This is a genomic window from Stenotrophomonas sp. 71799_Sma, assembly GCF_056482505.1.
Genome location: NZ_CM151202.1, coordinates 1,216,094 through 1,241,981, shown reverse-complemented (window position 1 = coordinate 1,241,981; position 25,888 = coordinate 1,216,094). Strand labels below are relative to the sequence as shown.

The following is a 25,888-nucleotide window of genomic DNA, read 5'->3' as shown; positions in this document are numbered from 1 at the left end:
CCGGGAGGGCAAGCCATGTCGCACGCCATGTCGCGCTTGGGCGCGATGATGTTTCTGCAGTTCTTCATCTGGGGAGCGTGGTTCGTGACCCTCGGGACGTACCTGGTACAGGGCCCGCTGCAGGCCAGCGCCAGCCAGGTGGCCACCGCCTTCCTCAGCCAGTCGATCGGCGCGATCGTGGCGCCGTTCCTGGTCGGCCTGATCGCCGATCGCTACTTCGCCGCGCAGCGCATCCTAGCGGTGCTGCACCTGGCCGGCGCGGTGCTGATGTGGCTGGCGTCCACTGCTTCCAGCTTCAGCATGTTCTCGGCCTACGTGATGGGTTACATGCTGCTGTTCATGCCCACGCTGGCACTGGCCAACAGCGTGGCGATGCGGCACATGCAGTCACCGGAGAAACAGTTCCCGCTGGTGCGGGTGGCGGGCAGCATCGGCTGGATCGTGGCAGGCGTGCTGATCGGCTGGCTGGGCTGGGAGCAGGCCCATCGGCTTGAACTGACCTTCCGCATGGCCGCGCTGGCATCGCTGGTGCTGGGCCTGTATGCGTTCACTCTGCCGCACACGCCGCCACTGGCACAGCAGCGCGATGCCGGGCTGGGGCAGATCCTGGGTCTCGACTCGCTGCGGCTGCTGAAGTCGCGCGCCTACCTGGTGTTCTTCCTGGCCTCCATCGCCATCTGCATCCCGCTGTCGTTCTACTACAACTTCACCAATCCGTATCTCAACGACCTGGGCGTGCGCGGCGCAGCGGGCCTGCAGTCGCTGGGCCAGGTTTCCGAGGTACTGCTGATGCTGGCCATGCCGTTCCTGTTCGTGCGGCTGGGGGTGAAGACCATGCTGGCGGTCGGCATGGCGGCGTGGGTGGTGCGCTACGTCCTGTTCGCCTTCGGCGATGCAGGCAGCGGCTTCCCGCTACTGGTGATCGGCATCGTGCTGCACGGCATCTGCTACGACTTCTTCTTCGTCACCGGCCAGATCTACACCGATGCCCACGCCGGCCCCGCCGCGCGCAGCAGCGCGCAAGGCTTCATCACCCTGGCCACGTACGGCGTGGGCATGCTGATCGGCACCTTCCTGTCCGGCGCGGTGGTGGAGCACTTCACCACCGAGGCCGGCCCCGACTGGCAGCAGATATGGCTGTTCCCGGCTGGCGTCGCGCTGGTGGTTCTGATCGCCTTCCTGCTGCTGTTCCGCGACCGGCCCGCCGTGGCCGCCGCATCTTCCACACGCTGAGGACCACAGCCGATGCCAAAGCTTGGAATCGCCATCGTCGGCGCCGGCATGATCGGCGCCGTGCACCGCCGCGCGGCCTTGCTCGCCGGTGCCGAGGTACGCGGCGTTGCCGCTTCGTCAGCGCAGCGCGCGCGTGAGATGGCGCAGCTGTGGAATGTCCCGCGCGCCTATCGGGATATCGAAGAGGTGATCGCCGATCCGCAGGTGCAGGTCGTGCATGTCTGCACGCCCAACCATCTGCACCGCGCGATGGCGCAGGCCGCGCTGGAAGCCGGCAAGCACGTGATCTGCGAGAAACCGCTGGCGACCACGCTGGACGATGCGCAGGCGCTGGCGGCGTTGGCCGCCTCGACCGGCTTGGTTGCCACGGTCCCCTTCGTCTACCGCTACCACCCGGTGGTGCGCGAGGCGCGCGCACGCATCGCCCAGGGCGATCTCGGGCCGCTGCACCTGATCCATGGCAGCTACCTGCAGGACTGGCTGCTGGACCCGGCCAGCAACAACTGGCGCGTGGACCCGGCGTTGGGTGGCGCATCGCGCGTGTTCGCCGACATCGGCTCGCACTGGTGCGACCTGGTGGAATGGGTCAGCGGCGAACGCTTCGCCGAGGTCAGCGCGGCGTTCTCTACGGTCATCGCCGAGCGCGGCGCCGTCAGCGGGCAGAGCTTCAGCACGCCAACCGCAGCCAGCGCAATGCAGGCGGTAACGAGCGAGGACGTAGCGGCGGCGATGTTCAGGACCGGCGCCGGTACGCTGGCATCTCTGACGGTCAGCCAAGTCTCGGCCGGACGCCACAACCGCCTCTGGTTCGAGATCGACGGTGCCAACGCCAGTGTGGCCTTCAACCAGGAGGACGCCGAGCGCCTGTGGATCGGCCTGCCCGACCAGCGCGAGGAGGTCTTCGTGCGCGGACCAGGCGCCGGCAGTGCCGATCAACGCCGCCTTTCCGTGCTGCCGGCCGGCCACGCGCAGGGCTACGCCCAGTGCTTCGAAGCATTCGTCGCCGACAGCTATCGCGCCATCGACGACGAGCGGCCGCGGGGCCTGCCCACCTTCGAGGACGGCCTGCGCTCGGCGCAGATCGTCGATCGTGTCATTGCATCGGCCAGGTCGCGTACCTGGACCACCATCGGTTGAAACCCGGGAGGATCTGTTGATGAAAGCCCTTGTCCATGGAACTGCAAGCCTCATTCTGCTGCTCGCTGCCCTGCCCGCTTTTGCAGTCGAAGCTGTCAGCACGCAGAAGCCGATCGCGGTACAGATGTACACCCTGCGCGATGCCGGCTCGCTCGAGCAGCAGCTGAAGATCGTCCACGACGCTGGCGTCCATGCGGTGGAAACGGTCGGCACGCAGAACACCAGCGCCGCCGAGCTCAAGCAGCTGCTGGACCGGTATTCGATCAAGGCAATTTCATCGCATGTGCCGCTGGCCGAGCTGCGCAGCAACCTGGATGGGGTGGTGACCTTCAACCGGTCGATCGGCAACACGACGCTGGTGGTGCCGTACCTGGACAAGAAGGATCGCCCGGGCGATGCCGCCGGCTGGACCGCCCTGGGCCAGGAACTGGGCCGCATCGCAAAGCAGGTGCGCGGCAAGGGCATGCGCCTGGCCTACCACAACCACGACTTCGAACTGGCCGACTTCGACGGCAGGACCGGACTGGAGCTGCTGTTCGCCGCCGCCGGTCCAGACCTGCAGACCGAGCTGGACCTGGCCTGGGTCGCGCGTGCAGGCCTGGACCCGGCAGTGATGCTGGCAAAGTTCCGCGGCCACGTGTTCGCGGTACACGCCAAGGACAATGCACCGAAGGGCCAGGCCCAGGACGAAGGCGGATTCGCCGCGGTGGGCCAGGGCGTGCTGGACTGGAACGCGATCCTGCCTGCTGCGGCAGCCGCCGGCGTGCATTGGTACATCATCGAGCACGACCAGCCACGCGATCCGGCCAGGATCATCCAGACCGGTGCGGACTATCTGCGTGAACACCTGACCACCCGCGTGCCCGCCCGTGCGCGGCGCTGACGCATCAAGGAGCCCCACATGAAAATGATCCTGGCAATGGCGGTGGCCCTGGGCGGCATGAGCGTTGCGACAACCGCCTGGTGCAAGGACGACCCGGCTGCGGGTGCAAAGCTCTACACCGCGAACTGCGTGGCCTGCCACGGCGCCGATCGTGCGGGCATGCCGGGCGCGTTCCCGGCGCTCACCGATATCGGCAAGCGCATGGCACCCGCACAGATCAAGGAAAAGATCAGCAAGGGCGGCGGGCTGATGCCGCCCTTCTCCCAGCTGTCACAGCAGGAGATCAATGACATCGCCAGCTACCTGGCGAAGTAAGCGGCCGGCGACCACGCCGGCCGCGTGCCCCTACAGCTCGCGCGCCCAGATGTTGCGGTAGCTGACCCTGGAGTCATGTTCCTGCAGATAGAGCGGCGCACACCCATGCGGCGCGTAGGAAGGCGCACCGATGTATTCGGTCTTGCCGGCCAGCACAGTGTCGTCCTGCACCAGCACGCCGTTGTGCAGTACCGTGATGCGCGCGGGCGAGACAAGCCCACCGCCCGCCGAGAAGCGCGGTGCTTTCCAGAGGATGTCGTAGGCCTGCCACTGTCCCGGTGCGCGCGAGGCGTTCACCAACGGCATGGCCTGCTTGTAGATCGAACCCGCCTGGCCATTGGCATAGGTCGGGTTGTTGTAGCTGTCGAGCACCTGCAGTTCATACAGCTCCTGCAGGAAGATGCCGCTGTTGCCGCGGTTCTGTCCGTCGAAGCCCTTCGTGTCGGTGGGCGTACGCCACTCGACATGCAGCTGGACGTCGCAGAAGCGTTGCCTGGTGCGAATGCCCTTGCTGCCGGGCACGACGGTCATGGCGCCATCGGCAATCTTCCAGGGCACGCGCCCGCCCTGCTCCGACTCCCACGCGGAGACATCTTTGCCATCGAACAGCACGATTGCGTCGGACGGTGCCTTGCCTGGCGGCGTGGCAACGGTCGCAGGCACCGGCGTCCACACCTCGGTCTTCTTCGGATCGCGCGCGGCGTCGGCACCGTTCTGCGCGAACAGGGGTGCGGCGGCCAGCACGGTGGCCGCGATCAGCAGCGGCTTGATCATCCTGTTGCACTCCATCAGCTGGTCCCCCAGGCGGGCGTGCCGGGAACATAAGCAAGATCGCCGTCGTAGCGCCCCGGCACGGCAACGTACTGCAGCACCCCGGTGGCACCGACCTTGGAGGTGAAGAAGCCGAAGATGGCCAGCTGCTTGAGCATCGTGAAGTAGTGCGGCATCGCCTCGCCTTCTTCAGGCGTACCGGTTTCGGTCACATCGGCATGACGTGCCTTGGCTTCTGCATCGAGCGTGCGCAGCAATTCGGAGCGGGCGTGCGGCGTGAGCGACACGAAGCGGCCACCGGCCCGTTTGTCGATATCGGTCAGCCCTGCGCGGAACGCCGCCTGCTGCCGGGCGGTGTAGCAGTCAGTGACGAACGTCGCCATGAACAGGCCGGCGCCGGCATCCTTCGCCCCTGGTGTCCGGGTCCGCGGCAGGATGGTCTCGGCGATCTCGTCCAGCGTAGCGACGTCGGTATCGGAGAAATGAATCTTGGTGGCGCCCGCCGGTGCCTGACCCTGCACAAGGGCAGGCAACCCAACCATGGCCGCACCGGTGGCGGCGACGATCATCTTCAACAGCTCGCGGCGATCCATCAGAGATTCCCCGCTTTCAGTTCGCGCACCGCATGATCTGCGGCCCGAGCCGTCAGCGCCATGTAGGTCAGCGAAGGATTCACGCAGGCGCTGGAGGTCATGCAGGCCCCGTCGGTCACATAGACATTGGGTGCATCCCAGACCTGGTTGTGCTGGTTCAGCACCGAGCTCTTCCGATCACGTCCCATGCGCGCGGTCCCCATTTCGTGGATGCCCTTGCCCGGGGCGTAATCGTTGTCGTGCATCTTCACGTCCTTGACGCCGGCCGCCTCCAGCATCTCGGCGGCATCGGCGGCCATGTCCTTGCGCATCGCCAGTTCGTTGGCGCGCATGGCAACGTCCATCGCCAGCACCGGCAGACCCCACTTGTCCTTGCGGTCGCGGTCCAGGCGGATCGTGTTGTCGTGGTGCGGCAGCATTTCACCGAACCCGGTCATGCCGATGCGCCAGTCACCGGGCACGGTCAGCGCCTCCTTCAGATCGGCACCGATGTTCAGCTCGGCGATCTCGCGCGACCAGCCGGTGCGGCTGGCACCGCCCTGGTAGCCGAACCCGCGCAGATAGCCGCGCTTGTCGGCCGCAACGTTGCGGAAACGCGGAATGTAGAAGCCGCAGGGGCGACGCCCGAAGTAGTACTTGTCTTCGTAACCCTCGACCCGGCCGGAGGCGCCCGCACCGAAGTGATGGTCCATCACGTTGTGCCCGAGCTCGCCCGACGATGAGCCCAGCCCGCCCTCCCACACATCAGTGGCCGAGTTCATCAACAGCCACGTCGAGTTGAACGACGACGCGTTGAGGAAGATGACCTTGGCCGTGTACTGGTAGGTCTGGCCGGTTTCGGCATCGATGACCTCCACACCGCGGGCACGCTTGCGGTCCTTGTCGTAGAGCACTTCCTTGACGATCGAGAACGGCCGCAAGGTCAGGTTGCCGGTCTTCATCGCCGCCGGCAGTGTCGCTGCCTGGGTGGAAAAATAAGCGCCGAAAGGGCAACCCAGGATGCACTTGTTGCGGTACTGGCAGTTGACGCGGCCCTGTTCCGGCATGGGCTTTGTGATGTTGGCAGTGCGCGAGTGGATCATATGGCGCGTTCCGCCGAAGGCCTTCTTGATACGCGCGGCCACATCCTTCTCGACGATATTCAAGGGAATCGGCGGCAGGAACTCGCCGTCCGGCAACACGTCCAGTCCTTCGCGCGTGCCGGCGATGCCGGCGAACTTTTCCACATGGTCGTACCACGGCGCGATATCGGCGTAGCGGATGGGCCAATCGGCCGCGATGCCGTCCTTGAGGTTCGCCTCGAAATCCAGGTCGGAGAAGCGATAGCTCTGCCGGCCCCATAGCAATGAGCGGCCGCCGACGTGGTAGCCACGGAACCAGTCGAAACGTTTGGTCTCGATGTAGGGCGAGTCCTGTTCGTTGGCCCACATCCCTTCCAGATTCTCAGCCAGGCCGTAGTCGCGCATCAGCACCGGGAAGTCGGCCTTCATCGCCTGCGTTGGCCGGTTGCGATGCGGGAAGTCCCACGCTTCCTTCATCGCATTGACGTAGTCCTTGACGTGCTCGATGTTGCGTCCGCGTTCCAGCATCAGGACCTTCAGGCCCTTTTCGGTCAGCTCCTTCGCCGCCCAACCGCCACTGATTCCCGAGCCAACAACAATGGCGTCGTAATGATTATCTGCCATGGGTTTCTCACCTGGGTGGATATCGTTTCAGACGTCGCAGAGGCGGATCGCCTCGCGCAATGAGCCAACGGGATCGGGCGCTGCAGGCGTGAACTCCTGCGCCAGATACCCCTTGAAACCGGTGTCGCGGATCGCGCGGCAGATGGCCGGATAGTGGAGCTCCTGCTGGTCTCCGATCTCGTTCCGGCCGGGCACGCCTGCGGTGTGGTAATGCTTGAAGCAGGCGTGATGCTTGCCGATGGTGGCGATGATGTCGCCCTCCATGATCTGCATGTGGTAGATATCGTAGAGCAGGCCGAAGTTGTCCGAGCCGAGTCGCTGGCAAAGCTCCACGCCCCATGCCGAGTGGTCGCACAGGTAGTCGCGATGATCGACCCTGGAATTCAGCAGCTCCATCACCAGCACCACCCCGCGCTTCTCGGCGTGCCCGAGTATGCGCTTGAGGCCGGCCTCGGCATTGGCCATGCCTTCGGCGGGGTCCATGCCGTTGCGGTTGCCGGAGAAGCAGATCAGGTTGCGATAGCCGGCATCGGCCACCAGATCAATGTGCCGCGTGTAGCGCTCCACCAGCTGGTCATGGAACTGGCGGCCGGCAAAGCCCTTGGTCAGGCCCAGCTCCGCGCCGTTGCACATCGAGCTGTACACGCCATTCGCCTTCAGCGTGGACCAGTCTTCCGGGCCGACCAGGTCGATCGCGGCAAAGCCGATGTCCTTCACCGTCGCGCAAAGCTGGGCGACGGACAGCTGCGGGAAGGTCCAGCGGGCGACAGAATGCTTCAGGTTGCCCTTGAGCGGCGCCATGGCGGCGAATGCGGGCAGCGTACCCGCAGTACCCAGAGCTACGCCTCCAGCAACCGCCATGCGCAACGCATCGCGCCGCGTGAGGCCCGTCGCCGGGGCCGGTCTGATCGAATGGATGGACATCCACCTGCCGGCCTCCCAACCGGTATCAAACGCAACGATTCACAGCAATGCAATCGATTGCACCATAGGGGAGGAAATTGTCTGTTTGCAAGTCGCGGTGCACGAAAACTGATGCTGCGGGGCACAACTCCGAAGGGATTCCGGATAAAGAAAAGCCCCGCATGAGCGGGGCTTTCTTTTCTGCTGCGAACGAGCGTTCGATCAGAACGGAATATCGTCGTCAGCGAAGTCGTCCATCGGCGGCGCCTGCTGCGGCTGCGGGCGCTGGTTGCCACCCTGGTTGCCGTAACCGCCACCCTGGTTGCCGCCCTGGTTGCCATAGCCACCGCCCTGGCCGCCGCGCTGGCCACCGCCACCGCCGCCGTACTCCTGGCGCGGCGCCTGCTGGCGCTGCGGGCGATCGCCGCCGTAGTTGCCGCCACCGCCGCCACCGCCGCCTTCACCACGGCCGCCCAGCATCTGCATTTCATCGGCAACGATGTCGGTGGAGTACTTCTCCACGCCGTCCTGGCCGGTGTACTTGTCGTAGCGCAGGCTGCCTTCGACGTAGACCGAGCTGCCCTTGCGCAGGTACTCGCCGGCGATCTCGCCGAGCTTGCCGAAGAACACCACGCGGTGCCATTCGGTACGTTCCTGCTGGTTGCCATCCTTGTCCTTGCGGACGCTGGTGGTGGCCAGGCTGATGCGGGTGATCGCCATGCCGCTCTGGGTGTACTTCACGTCCGGGTCGTTGCCGAGGTTGCCGACCAGGATGACTTTGTTGATGCCGCGCGCCATAGGTAAGTGATTCCATTGTCCGGGGGCTGGTGCCTGTCATAGCACACAGCCGGAGTTGCCGATACCCGGCCGCCCATGGGTGGGCACTGCCAGAAACCCGGCATTCTATCATCGAGCCCCGGCCCACCGGGCTTGCCTCTACTCCCCCGACCGCCAGCGTGGCGACCGGGGCGGACGTTCACCTCTCCCGGATCAGGCCGCCTGCGACGGCACGCCGCCCAGGGTCACCTTGTCACGCCGGCCGGTGGCCGGATCGGTCCGGTGCATGGACAGACTGCGCCCCGCGAACGGCCCGGTCAGCAGATCTCCCAGCATGGCCTCGGCCAGGCCGTTGCCGGGCTGGGCGAAGGGAGTGATGAACTCGATCAGCCACAGGCGATCGCCGCTGTTCCAGTCGTCCAGTTCCAGCCGCTCGCCGGCTTCCAGCTTGCGCTCGGCCTCCTCTGACAAATTGGCCCAGATTGCAACTCCAAGCGGCAACTGTTCCAGCGCCTGCTGGGTCACCCCGGCGAAGGCCGCACCGGCCTCCTGCATGCCCGGCAACGGCGGCAGGGTGCCGAAACGGAACACCCGGAACTGCTCCTTCAGCAGCGGCGGCATGAATGACCATTCGAGGTCCTTCAACTGCATCTCACGGTGCAGCGGCGACTGTGAAAGCAGCCAGACGATCTGGCCGAGGGCCTCGGCAACGGTGCGCGGCGCCCCGTCGGGGGTGGTGGTGGTGGTGGCGGTGGCGGTCGTGGACGTGATCATGAACGGGAAATCCTGTAGTCGGGAATGGCGGTCAACAGTTCCATGGTGGCCGGATCGCGCGCCGCTGTGCTGATGCCCTGGGCATAGGGCTGGACGTCGAACGTGGACATCGCTTCGATCATCTGGAACCGCTTCTTCTGTGCCAGCGCCAGATTGTCATGCAAGGCTGAGCGCTGTGATGCCTGGCCGGAGGGAATGCTTTCGTCGATGGGAGCACGATGTTCCGAACGAGCCGATTGCTGCATCCGCTCGGCGGCTGTGGGCTCAACGCCACCGAAACGATCCCCCGGTTCCGTCACTGCTTGCGCCACCGGGGCCTGCGGCAGGTCAGCTGCAGGCGCGAAGCGTGGATCGCCGCCTCGACGGTTGACCCGGCCGGAGGCGGCATCACCGCTGCCCAGGTCGCGTCCGCCCTTGCCGGCGCCAGCATTCAGATTCAGGCCGTCACCGTTGCCCTCCTCATCGCGCTCGCCGAAAGCGAAGAACATGTCCGACAGCGCCGCCTGGGTGCCATCGGTACGGGTGTACTGACCGTTGGCATAGGTGGTGTTGTCCGCCGATGTACCCGGCATCTGCCCGGTACGGCGCGCATCGAGGTTGATCGACGCCACGCCGGCCTGCTGCAACGTCAACAGCTCACCCGCCTGGCTGATGCCATCGCGGTTGGCGTCACGCCAGACCTGGAACTCTCCGAAGCGGGCGTCATTGGCATCCAGACGCCGATCACCATTGCTGTCATAGGCAGCCAGACCTTCGAGGTCGGAATGGGCCCCCTCCAGATCCATCGTGAACGAGATTTCGGCGCCGGAATCAATCGTGCCGTTGCGGTTGCGGTCGAGCACCAGTAGACCGTCGTGCGGCCCGACCCAACCGGTCAGATCACGCACGCCATCACCGTCCATGTCAAAGCGCGTGGCGCTCTGCGCCCAGCCCACGGTCTCCACGCCGTCGCCATCCAAGTCAAGTACGACCGGACCGAGGCGCCCGCCCCATTGGTTGACGACAAACTTCAAAGGATCACTCCACTGCCCTGCAGAATCCACCGCCTGAACGACGATTTCATACCAGGTGTCGTAGTAGGTTTCCTGGTAGTAGCCCGCGCCGCTGCCTCGCGGATCGCCCCAGTTTCCAGATATCTCCGTTCGACGGCCGCCACGGCCCACGATGCGCGAATCGAAGATGTTGCTTCCGTAAGAAGTAAGGAAACCATCGCCCGAGATACCGCGCGTTGTAATACCTCCATCGAGCATTTCGGTTTCACCCGAGTAGGTATCCCAATACTGGCTGGAGATGCCAGTGAACTCCACTGCACTGGTGACATGCATGATGGCGTAGAAGTCCTCCTGGTCACTCGCTGAGAGCACCTGATAGAAATTCCCATCCTGCCAAGTCACGACCGTCGGCCGCTCATTGACGTTCTGCACATTGATCGTCACCCAGGTGCTGCTGGACAAGCCACCACGATCGGTGACCGTCACCTGTATCTGGTGGCTCTGCGCGGTTTCATAGTCCAGCTGCCCGTGCAGCGCGATCTGACCCGTGGTGGCGTTGATGCCGAACAGGTTGCTGGCACCACCTGTGATGGCAAACCGGTGGTCGCGGTTGTACCACTGGCTGTCGGGGTCGGACCAGTTGGTGAACTGGAACACGGTCTGGCCCGCGCCCGGCGCCGATTCGGCCAGCGTCAGACTCTGGCCCCAGGTCGTCGGTGCCTCGTTGACGTCTTCGATGCGTACCGTGATCTCGCGATTGCCCGACACCAGCGCACCATCCGTGGCACGGACCGTGACGTTGTAGTAAGCCTCCAGCTGGCCGTCGCCGTCGCCGTCGATCAGCTGCAGGTACGGTGCAACCGCTTCGAAATCGAAACTGCTGACGTTGTACTTGAGCTGGTTTCCGGAAATGACGAACCAGGCAAAGGGGTCGTTGATGATCTGATACGAGGGTACGGTCCCGTCCGGATCAGACGAGGACAGCGTGGCTACCACCTGCCCGGACACGCCGGTGTTCTCGGAGGTGAGCGCCACGTGCTGTACGACGTCCGGCGTTCGTGGTGCTTCGTTGACGTTGGACACGCCCACTTGGAACACCTGGTCGCGGGTCGCGCCGTGGGTGTCGGTCACCCTCACCGTGATTGCATGCGAAGTGGCGGCCTCGTAGTCCAGCAGCCCGCCATTGGCAACGCTCAGTACACCAGCCGCGGTGATGGCAAAGCGGCCGCCAGCGTTGTTGACCAGGGTGAAGGTCAGACCGTCGGTAACGTCCTGGTCCTGGCCGCTGAACCTGCCGACCTCGGTGCCGTTGCCCGAGTTCTCGGCAATGCTGAGCGAGCGGTCGGCAGTGATGCCATGAGGCGCGTCATTGACGTCCTCCAGGCGTACGGTAATGGTGCGCGCACCTGCCGAGGTCAATCCACCGGATACCGCCTTCACCGACACCGAGTACACCACTTCCTGGCGGCCATCGCTGTCAGCATCGCTCAGGGTCATGCCGGCGGCCTTCAGCGCCTCGAAATCCAGTACCAGGCCATCACGGAACTTCAGCTGGTTGCCGACCAGGGTGAACCAGCCGCGCGCGTCGCCCTCCAGCACATAGCTGTAGGTGCCATTGCCACCGCTGGAAGCCAAGTTGGCAATCACCACACCACCCAATGCTGCATTCTCCGCAGCAATCGCCACCGGCTGGCTGGAGACGGTCGGCGTGGCCGGGGCTTCATCGACGTTGGTCACCGCGACGGTGAAGGTCTTGTCGCGGGTCAACCCGCCCGAATCGGTCACCCGCACCACGATCTGGTGCGAGGTGTTGGCCTCGTAGTCGAGCAGGCTGGCATTGGCCACGGTCAGCACACCGGCTGCGGAAATCGCAAAGCGGCCGCCCGCGTTGTTGGTCAGGCTGAAGGTGAAGCCATCGTTGTCCGCATCGACGCGGGCGAAATTGCCGAGCACCGTGCCATTGGCCACCGGTGCATCCGCGGTTGACTCGACCGTACTCAACGCGCGGTCGACAGTGATGTCGGTCGGACGCGCATTGATGGTGACCGACAGCGTCTGCGTCTTGCTGCTGGTCTTGCCCGTCGCGGTCTCCTTGGCGATGGCAGTCACCGTCAGCGCCGCAGTGCCGGTCAGGTCGGCCGACCACGTGGCCGGACCGACCAGCGCCAGACCGGCCAGCTGCGCCGGCGTCAGCGACCACACGCCGTTGCCCAGGTTCGTGCCCTTGTTCAGGGTCAGCCCGGTCGGCAGGTTCGAGATGCGGATCTCCAGGGTCTCCGAACCATCGGCATCGGACAGCGCCGCCTGCACATCCAGCGTCAGCGTGCCACTATCAAGTGTCTTGCCGACCTGCACGGCACGGGTAATCACCGGCGCGTCCACTACCGGCGCCACATTCATGAAGAACACGCGCTCGGTCACCAGCCCACCGGCATCGGTTGCGATCAGCTTGATCGCAACGCGTCCGCTGGCGTTGCCCTTCGGCACCAGCGTCACCGTACGCTCGCCGTTGGCCCCCGCAGTGATCGTCGGAGTATTCATCCAGGCCACCACCGTCGTGAGGTCAGTGGCATCCACCGCCACGGCACGTACGGTGACCCCGGATGCCGGGGTCAGGTCATCACCGACGGTGAACTGCAGGGCGACCTGGCCATCCTCGTTGATCGACTGATCCGGCACGATGCTGATCGACGGCAAGCCGTTGCCATCCCAGTAGTGCCGCCACTGGTTCTCGAACGTGCCGTCGGCATGCAGTGCCTGATAGGCCGCGACCGTGGCCGGCCTGGTGCGACCGGCCATCAGCGCGACCAGTGCCTCCGCATTGATCGTGCTGCTGGCGTGCTCGCCGGCCAGGAAGAAATCAATCTTGTAGTTGGCGCGATCATTGGCATTGGTGGTCGTGTACCAGCCCTTGATCGTGGTCACCACGCTGGTGCCGATCACCGAGATCACCAGGTCATCGCCGGTTCGACTGAACCACAGATCATTGCGACTGATGTCGCGATAGCCGATGACGTCGATATCGTCGCCACTGGAGTCGTAGTTGCGGATTTCGTCGGCACCGGAGTTGCGGTCGATCAAGTAGACGTCGCTATCATCGCCACCAATCAGGATGTCGTTACCGGCGCCGCCATACAGGGTGTCATTGCCTGCCTGCGCATCGAGCAGGTCGTCACCATCACCGCCATACAGCGTGTCATTGCCAGCGCCGCCGTAGAGCTTGTCGTTGCCCGCGCCACCCTCGATGTAATCATCCCCCGCGCCACCAGTGATGACGTCGTCGAACCCACTGCCGATCAGGCGCTCGAACGCATCTTCCAGCACATCGCCGGCGGCCGCCCCGCCATGTGTTCCGGTAGCCAGGTTCAGCACGATGCCCGCAGTCGCCGAGGCGTAGGTCAGCGTATCGACACCGGCGCCTCCGGACAGGGTGTCGGCACCGACGCCGCCATCGAGGATATCGTCGCCATCGCCACCGCGCAGGATGTCGTTGCCGACGCCGCCGCGCAGCGTGTCATTTCCGATGCCCCCTTCCAGCAGGTCATTGCCGGCACCGCCATCGAGGATGTCATTGCCGGCGTCGCCGTACAGGCGGTCATCACCGTCTTCGCCATACAGGTTGTCATCGCCATCACCACCACGCAGTTCGTCGACGCCTGCGCCACCGTACAGCGTGTCGCGACCCAGCTCGCCCCACAGTTTGTCGTCGCCAGCCTCACCGCGCAGATTGTCATCGCCATCGCCGCCGTACAGGTCGTCGTTGCCACCGCCGCCGTTGATGATGTCGTTGCCGCCGAGCCCCTGGATCACGTCCCGGTTGGCCTGGCCGACCAGCGTTTCGCCAGCGGCAGTGCCGTACAGGTAGTCATCCCGGTTGACCACGGTGAAGACCAACTGCTTGCTGACGCTCAATCCGGCGCCGCCGCGATCGGTCGCGGTGACCGTCACGGTGACGTTGCCTCCCGCTTCATAGTCAACGATCGCACCGGCCTTAAGGCGCAGCTGGTTGCCGTTGCTGATCTCGAAGCGGCTGTCGGACACGCTGAACACCATCGTGGCGAAATCACTGCCGGCGGTGGTGTCTGGATCGGTGGCCGACAGCGTGCCGAGCAGGATCGCCGGCAGCGCGGTTCCGGTGGGAACGCGATCGGTTTCGCTGAAGCTGGTGGTGGTGGCCGCGAACAGCACCGCCGTCGGCGCTTCGTTCTCATCTTCAATGGCATAGGTGAAGCTGAGCGTCGAGGCCGATGCCAGGCTGCCGTCGTACGCCCTCACGCTGGCGGTCAGCAGCACCTCCTTGATGCCATCGCCATCCAGATCGACCAGGGTCGCGCCCTGCGCGGCGGCCAGCGTCTCGAAGTCGATCGCAACGCCCGCACGCACACGCACCTGGTTGCCCACCACTTCCAGCAGGCCACCCGGGTTGGTCACCAGCTGCAGGGTCGGCGTGGTCTTGTCGGGGTCCCCGATCACGAAGGTGCCCACCACCGTACCGGCCCCGGTCTTCTCGCCGGCCAGTACGGCCGCAGTGTTCGGTGGCCGGGTCGGCGTGAACGGCGCCTCGTTGACGTTGCGGACGTCGATCTTGAAGTCCTTCTCGAACCACGCGCCGGCGCCGTCGGTCACGCGCACCCGGATGGTGTGCGCGGTGGCGGTCTCATAGTCCAGCTTGGTGCCATCACGAACGCTGAGCGTGCCATCGGCGGTGAGCTTGAAGCGGCCGCCGCCATCATTGATCAGGGTGAAGCTGGCCGTATCTTCCGCGCCGTCGCGATCGACATGGCCGAAGCGGCCCAGCGACAGGTTGTTGGCGGCGTTCTCGTCCACGGCCAGCGGACCGGGTGCGAGGATGTCGCTGGGCGCGTCGTTGACCGAGCGCACCTCCAGATCGACGATCTGGTCGGCGGTATTGCCGTCGGCATCGGTGACCCGGACCACGAAATGGTCATTGCCGTGGCGGTCCGCCGCCGGCGTGTAGACCCAGGCGCCGGTGGCCGCATTAAGCGTGACGGTCCCCATGCCGGGGGCGGTGATCACCGTGTACCCGGTGATGTTCCCGTCATGGTCGACGGCATTGACGCTGCCACTGAGCGGCACGTCCTCGTCGGTGGCCAGGTACTGCGTTTCGACCAGCGGTGCCGGCTTGCTCGAGTTCTGCCAGTAGCTGCCGAGCATGCCCTGCAAGCTGGAGGACATCCCAGCCGGCACGGACGCCGACTCTGCCGCCATTGCCGCAAGCAGCGGCTCGGCGTGGGCGAGGAACAGCGAGCCTGCACCGGTCGCGATCTCGGTGATCCGGCTGGCGCCGGTGTAGTAGCCCGCGATGGCGATCCGAGTGCTGCCTCCAATCACGCTGACCAGCAGATCGTTGCCCACCTTCTGCAGCCAGACCTCGTGGTTGGCCACGTTCTGCAGCACGATGCGATTGACGCCCAGTGCGTCTTCGATGCGGTCGTTGCCACCCTCCCGATCGAACAGGTAGGTGTCATTGCCATCCCCGCCCCGCAGCAGGTCGTTGCCGGCCTCACCGGCCAGGGTGTCGTTGCCGGTGCCGCCATCCAGCAGGTCGTCGCCTGCGCCGCCCACCAGGGTATCGTTGCCGGCCTCGCCATAGAGCTGATCGTCTCCGTCCTGGCCCCCCAGGGTGTCATTGCCTTCGCCGCCCCAAGCCTTGTCGTTGCCCACATCGCCGCTGATCTGGTCGTCGCCCAGCCCGCCGTAAAGCTCGTCGGCACCGGCGCCGCCGGCCAGCACATCGTTGCCCCCGCCACCTTCAAGCCGGTCATCGCCGGCATCACCGGACAACGCGTCGTTGCCGTCGCCGCCCATCAGGGTGTCATTGCCATCACCACCGATGAGCACGTCGTCGCCCCCCCGCCCATCCAGCCAGTCGTTGCCACCCAGCCCGATCAAGCGATTCGCGCGTGAATCACCACTGATCGTATCGGCGAAGCCGTCGCTGCCAACTACGTTCTCCAGCGTGCTGACGCCGTTGACTGCAACCAGGGTATCGCCATCGGCGTGCCCGCCCGACAGAGTACCCGCAGCCAGGTCCAGCACCAGCGACGCAGTGGAGGTCACGTATCGGACGGTATCGCCATAGGCTTCACCCGCCACCGCGGCCTGGCCGAGGCTGATGCGATCGCTGCCGCCGTCGAGGATGTCGGCACCGGCGCCGCCCTCCAGCGTGTCGTCGCCGTCGCCGCCCCGCAGCGTGTCATTGCCATCTCCACCCGCCAGCACGTCGTGACCTGCAAGACCCGTAAGCGTGTCCGCGCCATCGGACCCGAACAATACATCGTCACTCGCGCTACCGCCTTGGGAAAGCTGGCGGAACTGGCGCAGATCCAGCACCAGTCCGTCCTTCAACTGCATGAACTCGACGCGACGCTGGGCATTCGTATGATTGGCGAGCTTGATCGTACCGTTCTGTGCGGCGAAGACATCCACCTGGAGCGTCGTCCCGCTCAGCGCCAACCGAAGATTTGAGAGGCTGAGCCCTGCTCCCAGTACCAGCGTATCCTGGCCCCCGTCGGTGGCCTGGAACACTTCGCGCACGATCTGTTGCCCATTTGGCCCGTTTCGCCAGGTCGACGAACGGAACTGCCCCTGCGCCGATGGCCACGTGGTGGAGGCTGGCGCGTTCGCCACTGGGGCGTCAAACAGGAAGTCCACCTTGTCCACGCTCTGGTAGACAACGGTGCCGGATGCGATCTCCTTGACCGTCAACCGATACTGATGCTTGTTGCCCGCCGTTGTCTCGCCAAGGCCCAGATACTCCCAGGACGCCGTGTAGGCTGATCCAAACGTCCCTGAGCTGGACATCACCTCATCCAGATAGAAGGCGCCTTCATAGATGACATCACTACCGTCGCCGACGTTGTACTCATAGGCATCGTCGCCCTCACCGCCGTACAGCGCATCCGCGCCACCACCACCGCGCAGCACGTCCGCGCCGATGCTGCCGCCGAGGCGATCGGCACCGGCACTGCCTTCAATACCCTCGATGCTGCTGTAGACATCTCCCTTGGCGTCGCCGGTATTGGCGAACGTGCCTTCCAGGTAAACGCGCACCGCCGCACTTCCCGCGTAAGAGGCGATGTCCACGCCACCGCCGCCGAACAGGGTGTCCGCGCCGGCACCGCCGTGCAGCAGATCATCGCCCTGGCCGCCGTACAGGATGTCGTCACCCGCACCGCCACGCAGCGTATCGTCGCCTTCGTTGCCCATCAGCAGGTCATTGCCCGCGCCGCCGTCGATGACGTCATCGCCACCGTTGCCGGTCAACCAGTCCTTGCCGGCCGTACCGGCAATGGTGTCATTGCCATCGCCGCCCCCCAGCAGGGTCATGTCGGTGAGCGCATGGCGGCCGGTCGCGGCAAACACCATGTTCTCGATCGATCCACCCAGCGCGTACCAGTCCTTGATCGTGATGCGGTCACTGGACGCCGAGAGGCGCTCCTTCTCACCATCGCGGCCGATCACCAGGCGCAGGTCATTGCCATCGCGCTGCAACATCACATCCTGGATGTCGATGCCAACGCCAAACTCCAGCGAATCAACACCCGCGTTGCGCGCAATCAGGCCATTGAGCGCGCCCTTGTGCCGGCGCAGCACCTGCGCCTCATCATTCCAGTCGTTGTGGCTGATCCAGGTGGAGCCATCGAAGTAGACCACGCCATCCTTGCTGACAGTGCCATCGGCATTGCGCACATAGCCGTTGACATAGGCGCCCCTTTCCCAGACCAGATCCCAGTTGTCGACATAGTCGTCCATGACGATGTCGTCGCCATCGCCGCGCTGGTAGCGGAAGACGTCATCGCCTTCACCGCCCACCACTTCGTCGTTGCCACGGCCGCCGACCACCAGGTCCGAACCCGTACCGCCATACACACGATCATTGCCATCATCGCCAAACACCGTGTCATTGCCCGCGCCGCCCAGCACCTGGTCGTTGCCGGAGCCGCCCATCACCCAGTCCTGGTCGCCATCGCCAGCAACGAAATCGTCGCCCGAGCCACCATTGCCGAAGTCATTGCCGGCCAGGCCCCGGATCTCGTCATTGCCGGCGCCGCCATAGAGGAAGTCCGCACCGTAGGTGCCCAGGATCACATCCGAGCCACCGGTGCCGATGATGTACGAGGTCATGTCGCCGATGCGGATGTCCTCGCCATCGGCAAACCGCAGCCACTCCACGCGATGCGAGGATTCGAACCAGTCCTTGATGGTCAGCTCATCGCCGGTGAGGGTCGCGTTGCCGGCGGCGTCATAGCTGACCAGGGCGATGATCAGGTCGTTGCCGGCACCGCTGGCCGAGGAGCGGCGCATCTGGATGTTCTGCAGCGACAGGCCGGTGCCGAACACGATCGCGTCCTCACCGCCCTTCACCGAACCGTTGACCTCGTACTCGCCGCCACCGGCCCAGTTGCGCGCCAGCTGTCCATTGGCGATCTTGGCGAGGCGATCATTCAAGCTGTCGCCGCTGCCACGGATGGCGCCTGCGCCCTCTTCGTCGTAGATCACGTCGCGGCCGTCACCGAGCCGGAACAGGTACTGGTCCGCGCCGCCCCCACCGAACAGGCGTGCTTCGCCATTGGCACCCCGATCATCGCCGGCGCCACCGGCGATGATGTCGCCGCCCTCGCCACCCACCAGCAGATCGTTGCCGGCGCCGCCTTCCAGCCAGTCCGAACCGGTGCCGCCATACAGGCGATCGTCGCCGGCACCGCCGTCGAGGTAGTTGCCGTTGCCACCACGCGCGGCGATCGCCAGCGCCTGTGCGCTGGCATCACCGATGGCGAAGTTCACATTGGTGACATTGCCGGCGAACAGCACGTCGTTGCCGTCACCGCCAAGCAGCCAGTCATCGAGCAGGCCCCCCACCAGGGTGTCGTTGCCGCTGCCGCCGAGCAGATCGTTGCCGAGGTCTCCGCCGCGGACCAGATCGTCGCCAGCACCGGCATCAATGACCGCAGCGATGCCAATGCGATGGGTGGCCGGGGCGGCCTTGCCATTGATCAGCAGGTCGGTGGTGCTGGACAGCGTGGCACCATTGACGATGATGCTGTCGTTGCCGATGCCACCGAGAATGCGATCCTTATCCGCGGTGACGATGGTGTCGCTGATCGAGAAGAGCTCTTCGTCGCTTCCGCCAGTCAGGACGAACTTTCTGCCATCAATGGCATTGTATCGCGCACTGACGTTCGCGGCGTTCAAGCCACGCCCGTCCAGCTCACCGTCAGGAAGCTGGTCCATCCACGCTGCAAATCCCCCTGTCCAATCGGTCGATGCGCGCTTGTTGAGGCCCAATTCGATCGCACGCGCAAGCGTGATCGCCCATTGAGCTGCCAACCCGCTGTCTGGCGCACCGGCGATGAGCGAATTGACCTGGAAAGGATCCATTACATACTGACCATAATCAGCAGCCATGGCCAAGTCGCCAATCATTGACGTCACATTGAAACCGCGAGGCGAAGGCAACATGCCCAGATGTTGGACGATGGCCCGCTTGATATAGATGTTTCCGCCAACCATCTTGTCCGCCATCCCCGCCAGAGCCAGCGCAGAGCCGTGACCGATAAGCTCCTCAGCCGTCGCAAACCCGACGGGCGTTGCAGACCAGTATCGATAGTCCTTTCCGTAGGTACCGTAGGTACCGCCATCGATGCTGGCCCCCGAAGCCACACGGCTTCCCGACATCTTCAGCACCGCGTTGAGGTTGTCCGCTACGGCATTGGCAAGAACCCTCGCCCCAGCCTTGGAGCCACCCGATCGGGAACGAATGCCGGTGACCACGAAGCCGTCCGATGCCTCTTCCCAGCTGACCGACGCCCACGAACGCGGCTTGCCACTTGAGAAGAACGAGCCAACGAGCCCGCCCAGGATGTAGCCCACCAGCGCACCGATTGCCGCTCCGATTGCGCCATACGCGGCACCTCCGACCTTGCTACCTGCTGCAGCCCAGGTGGTCGCAACGGACGCACCGACATAGGCGCCGATCGCCGAACCAACCTGTGCACCGATTTGCCCTCCGACCGTATCGAACTTGACCAAACTAGCGCCCAGCCGTGCGCCAACGTAGCCACCGACTGCGTTGAATATCTGCGTTGCACCCAGACCTTCGAACACGCTGATCTTGGCACCATCGGCGATCAGGTTCGCATTCTGGATAACTTGACTCAGTGCTGCACCAGCAGCGGTCTGTGCAATTTCACCGAGCGTCCCTTCGATACCCAGTGTCCTGAACAGCTCTGCGGTCAGGTAGGAAGAGACAGCTCCAGCCCCTGCGCTCCTGAGATTGGCCTGAAACTCCTCAGGAAGATCGGCAAGAATGCTGCTGAAGTCCCCACTGGACAGCCGAACCCCGAGGCCCCTGGCCGAGATCGCCTCGGCGAAGTTCTCTCCGATGGTCGACAGCGTTGCCGAGGAAATGACCTGCCATGCCGGGTCATTCAACTTCAGGGCAGAAGAGATTGCGCCACCAATCACCCCACCAAGCGCACCCGCCTGGGCAATCTGCTGCAGGCGCGTACGATCGAAGAAGGCATTCCATTGGTCCGGATCAAATCGCGGCCCCGTCGTGGTTCCGCTGCGCTGGAAGCCGTTGTTCGGGCCACCACCAAGGTCGGTATAGAAGAAGATATCTCCTTTGCCTTGGAATGTCAGACCCGCGACCTCCAGCGCTGCCTCTGTCGTTCCCAGAGCGGCAAGATTGATCTGTACCAGTGCCCTGTCGGGATCCCCGTACTGGTTGTTGTAGCGCTCCATGCGCACAATCAGGCTGACGCCGTAGGACAAGTAGTAATCGGTGTAGGAAGACTTTCCTTGAGGCCCCAGGCTTCCCTTGCTGCCATCAAAGTAGCACTTTGCGAATGCTTCAACGGATTGATCTGAAACATTTGCAGTGAGATCGGCATTCAGCACGATTCCGGCAGCCATCTGATAGACGCCATTGACCTCGATGACGCATCGCGGATTAACTTGGGCCATCCTCTCCAGAACTGCGGCTCGGTCTAGAGGACGGCCTCCACTGTCTGCGATCATCTTGGAAATGTTGGCGTTCCAGCCTCCGATAGCTGCGACAGCCTCATTCCTTCGTGCGGCAGCAAGGAAATTCTGGAGGACCGCGGTGTAATTGCGAGTCTCTGTTCTCTCAAACGCCAGCTTCTCTACTTCTTCACTCAGCACATTCAAGGCAAAGTCGTAGCCTTTATAGTGCGCATGCGCGATCTCGTGCCCCAAGGTATCGCGGAGCTGGTCCATGAACTCAGTGGTCGCGTTGCCCACGACGGCATCCCGGCCTATCGCGAGCACTCCCTCGTCCGACATATGAGCTCTTTCGGTCGCCGATCTAGGCAGCAACTCAATCGTTTTCAACTTGCCCTCGGCAATAGCCGATTCGAAGCGCTTGACCAAGCTTGGTGACGAGGAAATTGCCTGACGTAGCCTCTGCGCTGCGGTACGCGTATCCGCATTTCGCGATGCGAACTGGTCCAGCAAGGTGTTCAACCTGATGCTAAGTTCAGACATTGTCATGCTCCGGCGGGGCTATGGTCAGGGTATCTACACACTGTTCAGGCAGCGCGGCATTGATGGCCGCGTCGAACGTCGTGATATGGACAGAGACGGAACCCCGAGAGTAGGTTCGGGTATCCGGGCTGAGCGGCGCGGCGTTCCTTCCTCCATGGAATCCCGCAGCCAGCATTGAAGACGTCATTGCGTCAGCCTTGAACGTGCATGGCCGTTCAAGATCGTTGAATCGGCGGGACGCCAATGCGTCGAATTTCACCGCGCGACCTTCCCGCCTGTACTCCACCTTGATTGCGGCGGACCACCCTTCACGTGTCAGCAGCCTCGACTGAATCGTTCTCGAGTTGACATCCAGAGATGACAGATGTACACCGAATCTTCGCTCGACATCCGAGCGTTCGACGCCACGCCAACTACCGTGGCGCGGTTGCTCCAGGACCAATGCGATAAGCATCTTCTCCAGCTCGGATGCTGCCCAGACGTGACGCTCCCGCGCGTTTGCCGGGGATGCCGCAGTGAGGCAAAGGACTGAAGCGCCCAGGATTTGCCAGAACGGCATTCTCCTCATCGCTCCCTCCCCGCTTCCTGCACGCGCCTGGACAGCGGCGACAACAGGTATTCAATGATGCGGCGATCACCGGTCTTGATTTCCGCCGTTGCGGCCAGGCCCGGCGCCAGCGCGCGGCGCCGGCCATCCACTTCGATCCAGGGCCGCAGCAGGCGCACGCGCGCCGGATAGCGCAACCCTTCCTTCTCGGTCTGCACCGCATCACGGCCCACAGTCTCGACCACGCCATCCACCACACCGTAGCGGGTGAACGGATAGGCCTCCAGCTTCACCTCCACCGGCTGCCCGTCGCGGACGAAGCCGGCATCGCGATTGGGCAGCATCGCATCGACCACCAGCTCGCCGTCATGCGGCACCAGCACCATGAGCGCGTCAGCCGGCTTCACCACGCCGCCGATGGTGTGCACCTGTAGTTGCTGCACGACGCCATTCACGGGTGCGCGCAATACCGTGTGCCCAGCCTTGTCATGGGCCTTCTTCAATTCTTCGCCTCGCAACGCGCGTGCCGCTTCCGCCTCAGTCAGGGCGTCCAGTGCTTCACGTGCGAACTCGCTGCGGCTCTTGCTCATCTGCTGGCTGGCCGCCAGCTGCGCAGCGGTCGCTTTACGCTGCTCTTCGCGACGGATCGCCAGGTCCTGGCGCATGCCGACAACACGCTCCTTTACTTCGGCCACCTGCAGTCGCGGCACATAGTTGTCGCGGCTCAGCTCCTCCAGCTTGTTCAACTGGTCGGTAGCCAGCGGCAGCTGCTCTTCCAGCTTGGCGATCTCGGCCAGGATCATGCCGTGCTCGCCATCGCGCTGGCTGCGCTCCTGCTGCAAGCCACCCACAGTGGAATCGAACTCGCGCTGCTTGGCGGCCACCAGTGCCTGCTGGATGGCAATGATGCTGTCAGGTGCTCCCTCCGGTGCGATGAAGCGACCGGCCCGACCGGCAACGTGGTCAACCACGGCCTGCGCCCGTGCCACATCGATCTGCGCGGTCAGCAACGCCTGGCGCGCCTGCTCGACTTCGGCATGGCTGACCGTCGGGTCCAGTTCGAGCAGCGGCGTGCCGGCCTTCACCGACTGCCCTTCAACCACGTGGATCGCACGGACCACACCCTGGTCCGCAGCCTGGATCACCTTCACGTTGCCGCGCGGAATCACCTTGCCTTCGGCCACCGCGACCATGTCCAGGCGGCCAAGGCACGACCAGGCCAATGCGATGGCGAGAAAGGCGATCAGCAGCCAGAGAACGGTGCGGCCGATCGGGTTCGGGGGCTTTTCCAGGATCTCCAGCGCCGCCGGCAGGAAGTCCGGCGCCGCCGAGTCGCGTTGGTCCGGCTGCGCACGCTCCGCGCGCAGGCTCTCGCGCAGGATGCCCAGGTGATGCCTCAGTCCCTTCAACATGCGTGCTGTCCTTGGCTGGGCCCGCGGTGGTCAGTTCAGCGGGGCCGCCACGGCGGGCAGGCCCATCTGTTTGGTGTAGAGCAGTGAGTAACGGCCTCCCGCGCGGAGCAGATCCTCGTGCGTGCCGGTCTCGGTGATGCGGCCACGTTCGAGGGTCACGATGCGGTTGGCCTGGCGTACCGCCGAAAGACGATGCGCGATGATGATCACGGTGCGGCCAGCGGACATCCGCTTGAGGTTGTCCTGGATGACTTCCTCGCTCTCCGCATCCAGCGCCGAGGTCGCTTCGTCGAAGATGAGGATCTTCGGGTCGATGGCCAGCGCGCGAGCGATCGCCAGGCGCTGACGCTGCCCGCCGGAGAGGTTGCCGCCGCGCTCGTCGATGCGCGTGTCGTAGGCCTCGGGCAACTCCAGGATGAAGTCGTGCGCCCCCGCCAGCTTGGCCACCTCCACCACCCGGCTCATCGGCATCGCCGGGTCGGCCATGGCGATGTTCTCGCGCACGCTGCGGTTGAACAGCAGGTTTTCCTGCAGCACCACACCCACCTGTCGCCGCAGCCACGCCGGATCCACCATGGACAGATCGACACCATCCACCAGCACACGGCCGCGCTCCGGGGTGTGCAGGCGCTGGATCAGCTTGGTCAGGGTCGACTTGCCGGATCCCGAGGGCCCGACCACGCCGAGGATCTCACCCGGAGCAATCTCCAGACTGACCGACGACAACACTTCCTGCCCCTCAGGCCGATAGCGGAACGACACGTGCTCCAGCGCGATGCGGCCATCCACTGCCGGCAGGCTGGCACGCGAGGGTGAGCTGGCCGGTTCGGTAGGGGAGTTGAGGATGTCGCCCAGCCGCTCCACGGCAATGCGCGCCTGCTGGAAGTCCTGCGCCAACTGCGCCAGGCGCAGCACCGGCCCGGCAACCTGCCCGGCAAGCATGTTGAACGCCACCAGTTCGCCCACGGTCAGCTTGCCGTCAATCACCAGCCGCGCGCCGAAGAACAGGAGTGCCACGGTGGCCAGCTTGTGGATCAGCTGCACCGCCTGCGAGCCCCAGTTGGCCAGCATGCTGGCGCGGAAGCTGGCCTGGATGTAACCCGCCAGCTGCTTGTCCCAGCGGTTCTGCGCCTGCGGCTCGACCGCCAGCGCCTTGATGGTCTCCACACCGGTCACTGCTTCGACCAGGAACGACTGGTTTTCGGCACCGCGCACGAACTTTTCATCCAGGCGGCGCCGCAGCATCGGCCCGACCACCATGACCACCACCGCGTACAGAGGCAGCGTGATCAGTACGATCAGCAGCAATGCAGGGCTGTACAGCCACATCACGGCCAGGAACACGATGGCGAAGAACAGGTCCAGCACGACCGTCTGCGCCGAAGAGGTGAGGAACTCGCGGATGGTTTCCAGTTCGCGCACGCGCGCCACCGAATCGCCCACCCGGCGCGCCTGGAAATAGGCCAATGGCAGATGCGTGAGGTGGGAGAAGAGCTTCGAGCCAAGTTCGGCATCAACGCGGCTGGTGGTGTGCGAAAACAGGTAGGTGCGCAGTCCGCCCATCAGCACTTCGAACACCGAAACCACCAGCAGGCCGAGGGCAAGCACTTCCAGCGTGGTGATGCCTTTGTGCACCAGTACCTTGTCGATCACCACCTGGAAGAACAGCGGCGTGATCAGTGCCATCAACTGCAGGAAGAACGAGGCTACCAACACGTCACGCAGCAGGCGGCGATACTTCACCAGGGCAGGAATGAACCAACCGACATCGAAGCGCCTCACGGCGCCGGCCACGCTTTCACGCGTGGTCATCAGCAACAGGCGGCCATCGAACTCCTGCGAGAACTCGCCAAGGGACAGCGTGACCGGGCGTCCGTCGGCCGCCGCGTCGAAGCACAACACGTTCTCGGCGTCGGCCTTGAGCACGAGCGTATAGCGCCCGTCGGCCAGGCAGGCGATGGCGGGCAACGGATGGTCGCGCAGCGCGGTTACCCGCGCCTGTACCACGCGTGCTTTGACGTCCATCCGCTTGGCCAGGCGCAACAGATCCTGTGTATCGATACGGCCTTCGGGGTGGCCCAGCTGGTGCCGGAGCTGGTCGGGGTCGGCAGGCCGATCCAGAAACCCCAACAGGGCGACGAAGCACGCCAGCGCGCCTCCATCGTCCACGCACAGTGACTCCTGCAGATCGATCCCTGATCCGTTACTGCCCACGTCAACTGCCTTGTTGTCCCCTGGTGCGCGGACTCTAGGGCCATGCCATGGCAGCTGTCCATCTGCTGAATGCGCTTTTGTGCAAATCAGGTCAAAGTGACAAATTGGTCACATTTTTCAACA

Annotated in this window: 14 protein-coding genes; 4 read left to right on the top strand and 10 right to left on the bottom strand. The window is 64.4% G+C overall.

Annotated elements, in window-relative coordinates; translation table 11 throughout:
- Positions 1–15 precede the first annotated feature (15 nt).
- The 4 genes from ACZK4Z_RS05745 to ACZK4Z_RS05730 are packed head-to-tail and all read left to right on the top strand — an operon-like array spanning position 16 to position 3,568.
- Complete coding sequence (locus tag ACZK4Z_RS05745) at positions 16–1,233, top strand: nucleoside permease (protein WP_125893721.1); 1,218 nt, start codon at positions 16–18, stop codon at positions 1,231–1,233.
- Between the two features lie 12 nt (positions 1,234–1,245).
- The gene (locus tag ACZK4Z_RS05740) at positions 1,246–2,370 is read left to right on the top strand and encodes a Gfo/Idh/MocA family protein (RefSeq protein ID WP_125893719.1); all 1,125 of its coding nucleotides are present in this window, start codon (positions 1,246–1,248) and stop codon (positions 2,368–2,370) included.
- Positions 2,371–2,389: 19 nt separating this feature from the next.
- Positions 2,390–3,253 carry a sugar phosphate isomerase/epimerase family protein gene (locus tag ACZK4Z_RS05735; RefSeq protein ID WP_125893717.1) on the top strand — a complete coding sequence of 288 codons (864 nt, stop codon included), beginning with the start codon at positions 2,390–2,392 and terminating at the stop codon, positions 3,251–3,253.
- A gap of 18 nt (positions 3,254–3,271) precedes the next feature.
- A complete protein-coding gene (locus ACZK4Z_RS05730) occupies positions 3,272–3,568 on the top strand; it encodes a c-type cytochrome (protein WP_125893715.1) in 297 nt (98 codons plus the stop codon).
- A 30-nt stretch (positions 3,569–3,598) separates the two neighbouring features.
- On the opposite strand, the gene ACZK4Z_RS05725 is transcribed toward ACZK4Z_RS05730, so the two are convergent.
- The 10 genes from ACZK4Z_RS05725 to ACZK4Z_RS05680 all read right to left on the bottom strand — a co-directional run bounded on the left by ACZK4Z_RS05725 (position 3,599) and on the right by ACZK4Z_RS05680 (position 25,720).
- The gene (locus ACZK4Z_RS05725; protein ID WP_253145364.1) at positions 3,599–4,342 is read right to left on the bottom strand and encodes a 3-keto-disaccharide hydrolase; all 744 of its coding nucleotides are present in this window, start codon (positions 4,340–4,342) and stop codon (positions 3,599–3,601) included.
- Between the two features lie 14 nt (positions 4,343–4,356).
- On the bottom strand, positions 4,357–4,932 hold the full coding sequence (locus ACZK4Z_RS05720; protein ID WP_125893711.1) for a gluconate 2-dehydrogenase subunit 3 family protein: 576 nt from the start codon (positions 4,930–4,932) through the stop codon (positions 4,357–4,359).
- Positions 4,932–6,617, bottom strand: a complete 1,686-nt coding sequence (locus tag ACZK4Z_RS05715) for a GMC oxidoreductase (RefSeq protein WP_125893709.1) — start codon at positions 6,615–6,617, stop codon at positions 4,932–4,934. The genes ACZK4Z_RS05720 and ACZK4Z_RS05715 overlap by 1 nt, the downstream gene beginning before the upstream one ends.
- A 27-nt stretch (positions 6,618–6,644) precedes the next feature.
- Positions 6,645–7,541 (bottom strand): hydroxypyruvate isomerase family protein, encoded by an 897-nt coding sequence (locus ACZK4Z_RS05710; RefSeq protein ID WP_125893707.1) that lies wholly within the window; start codon positions 7,539–7,541, stop codon positions 6,645–6,647.
- A 201-nt stretch (positions 7,542–7,742) separates the two neighbouring features.
- A complete protein-coding gene (locus ACZK4Z_RS05705; protein ID WP_010483495.1) occupies positions 7,743–8,318 on the bottom strand; it encodes a single-stranded DNA-binding protein in 576 nt (191 codons plus the stop codon).
- 192 nt (positions 8,319–8,510) lie between these two features.
- A complete protein-coding gene (locus ACZK4Z_RS05700; protein WP_125893705.1) occupies positions 8,511–9,071 on the bottom strand; it encodes a toxin-activating lysine-acyltransferase in 561 nt (186 codons plus the stop codon).
- Positions 9,068–21,592, bottom strand: coding sequence for a cadherin domain-containing protein (locus tag ACZK4Z_RS05695; protein ID WP_478451220.1), 12,525 nt, complete (start codon positions 21,590–21,592; stop codon positions 9,068–9,070). Before ACZK4Z_RS05695 ends, ACZK4Z_RS05700 begins: the two co-directional genes overlap by 4 nt.
- Complete coding sequence (locus tag ACZK4Z_RS05690; protein ID WP_125893701.1) at positions 21,585–22,151, bottom strand: hypothetical protein; 567 nt, start codon at positions 22,149–22,151, stop codon at positions 21,585–21,587. The genes ACZK4Z_RS05695 and ACZK4Z_RS05690 overlap by 8 nt, the downstream gene beginning before the upstream one ends.
- Positions 22,152–22,156: 5 nt before the next feature.
- Complete coding sequence (locus ACZK4Z_RS05685; protein ID WP_125893699.1) at positions 22,157–23,551, bottom strand: HlyD family type I secretion periplasmic adaptor subunit; 1,395 nt, start codon at positions 23,549–23,551, stop codon at positions 22,157–22,159.
- A gap of 30 nt (positions 23,552–23,581) precedes the next feature.
- Positions 23,582–25,720, bottom strand: coding sequence for a type I secretion system permease/ATPase (locus ACZK4Z_RS05680; RefSeq protein ID WP_235202901.1), 2,139 nt, complete (start codon positions 25,718–25,720; stop codon positions 23,582–23,584).
- Positions 25,721–25,888: the final 168 nt, after the last annotated feature.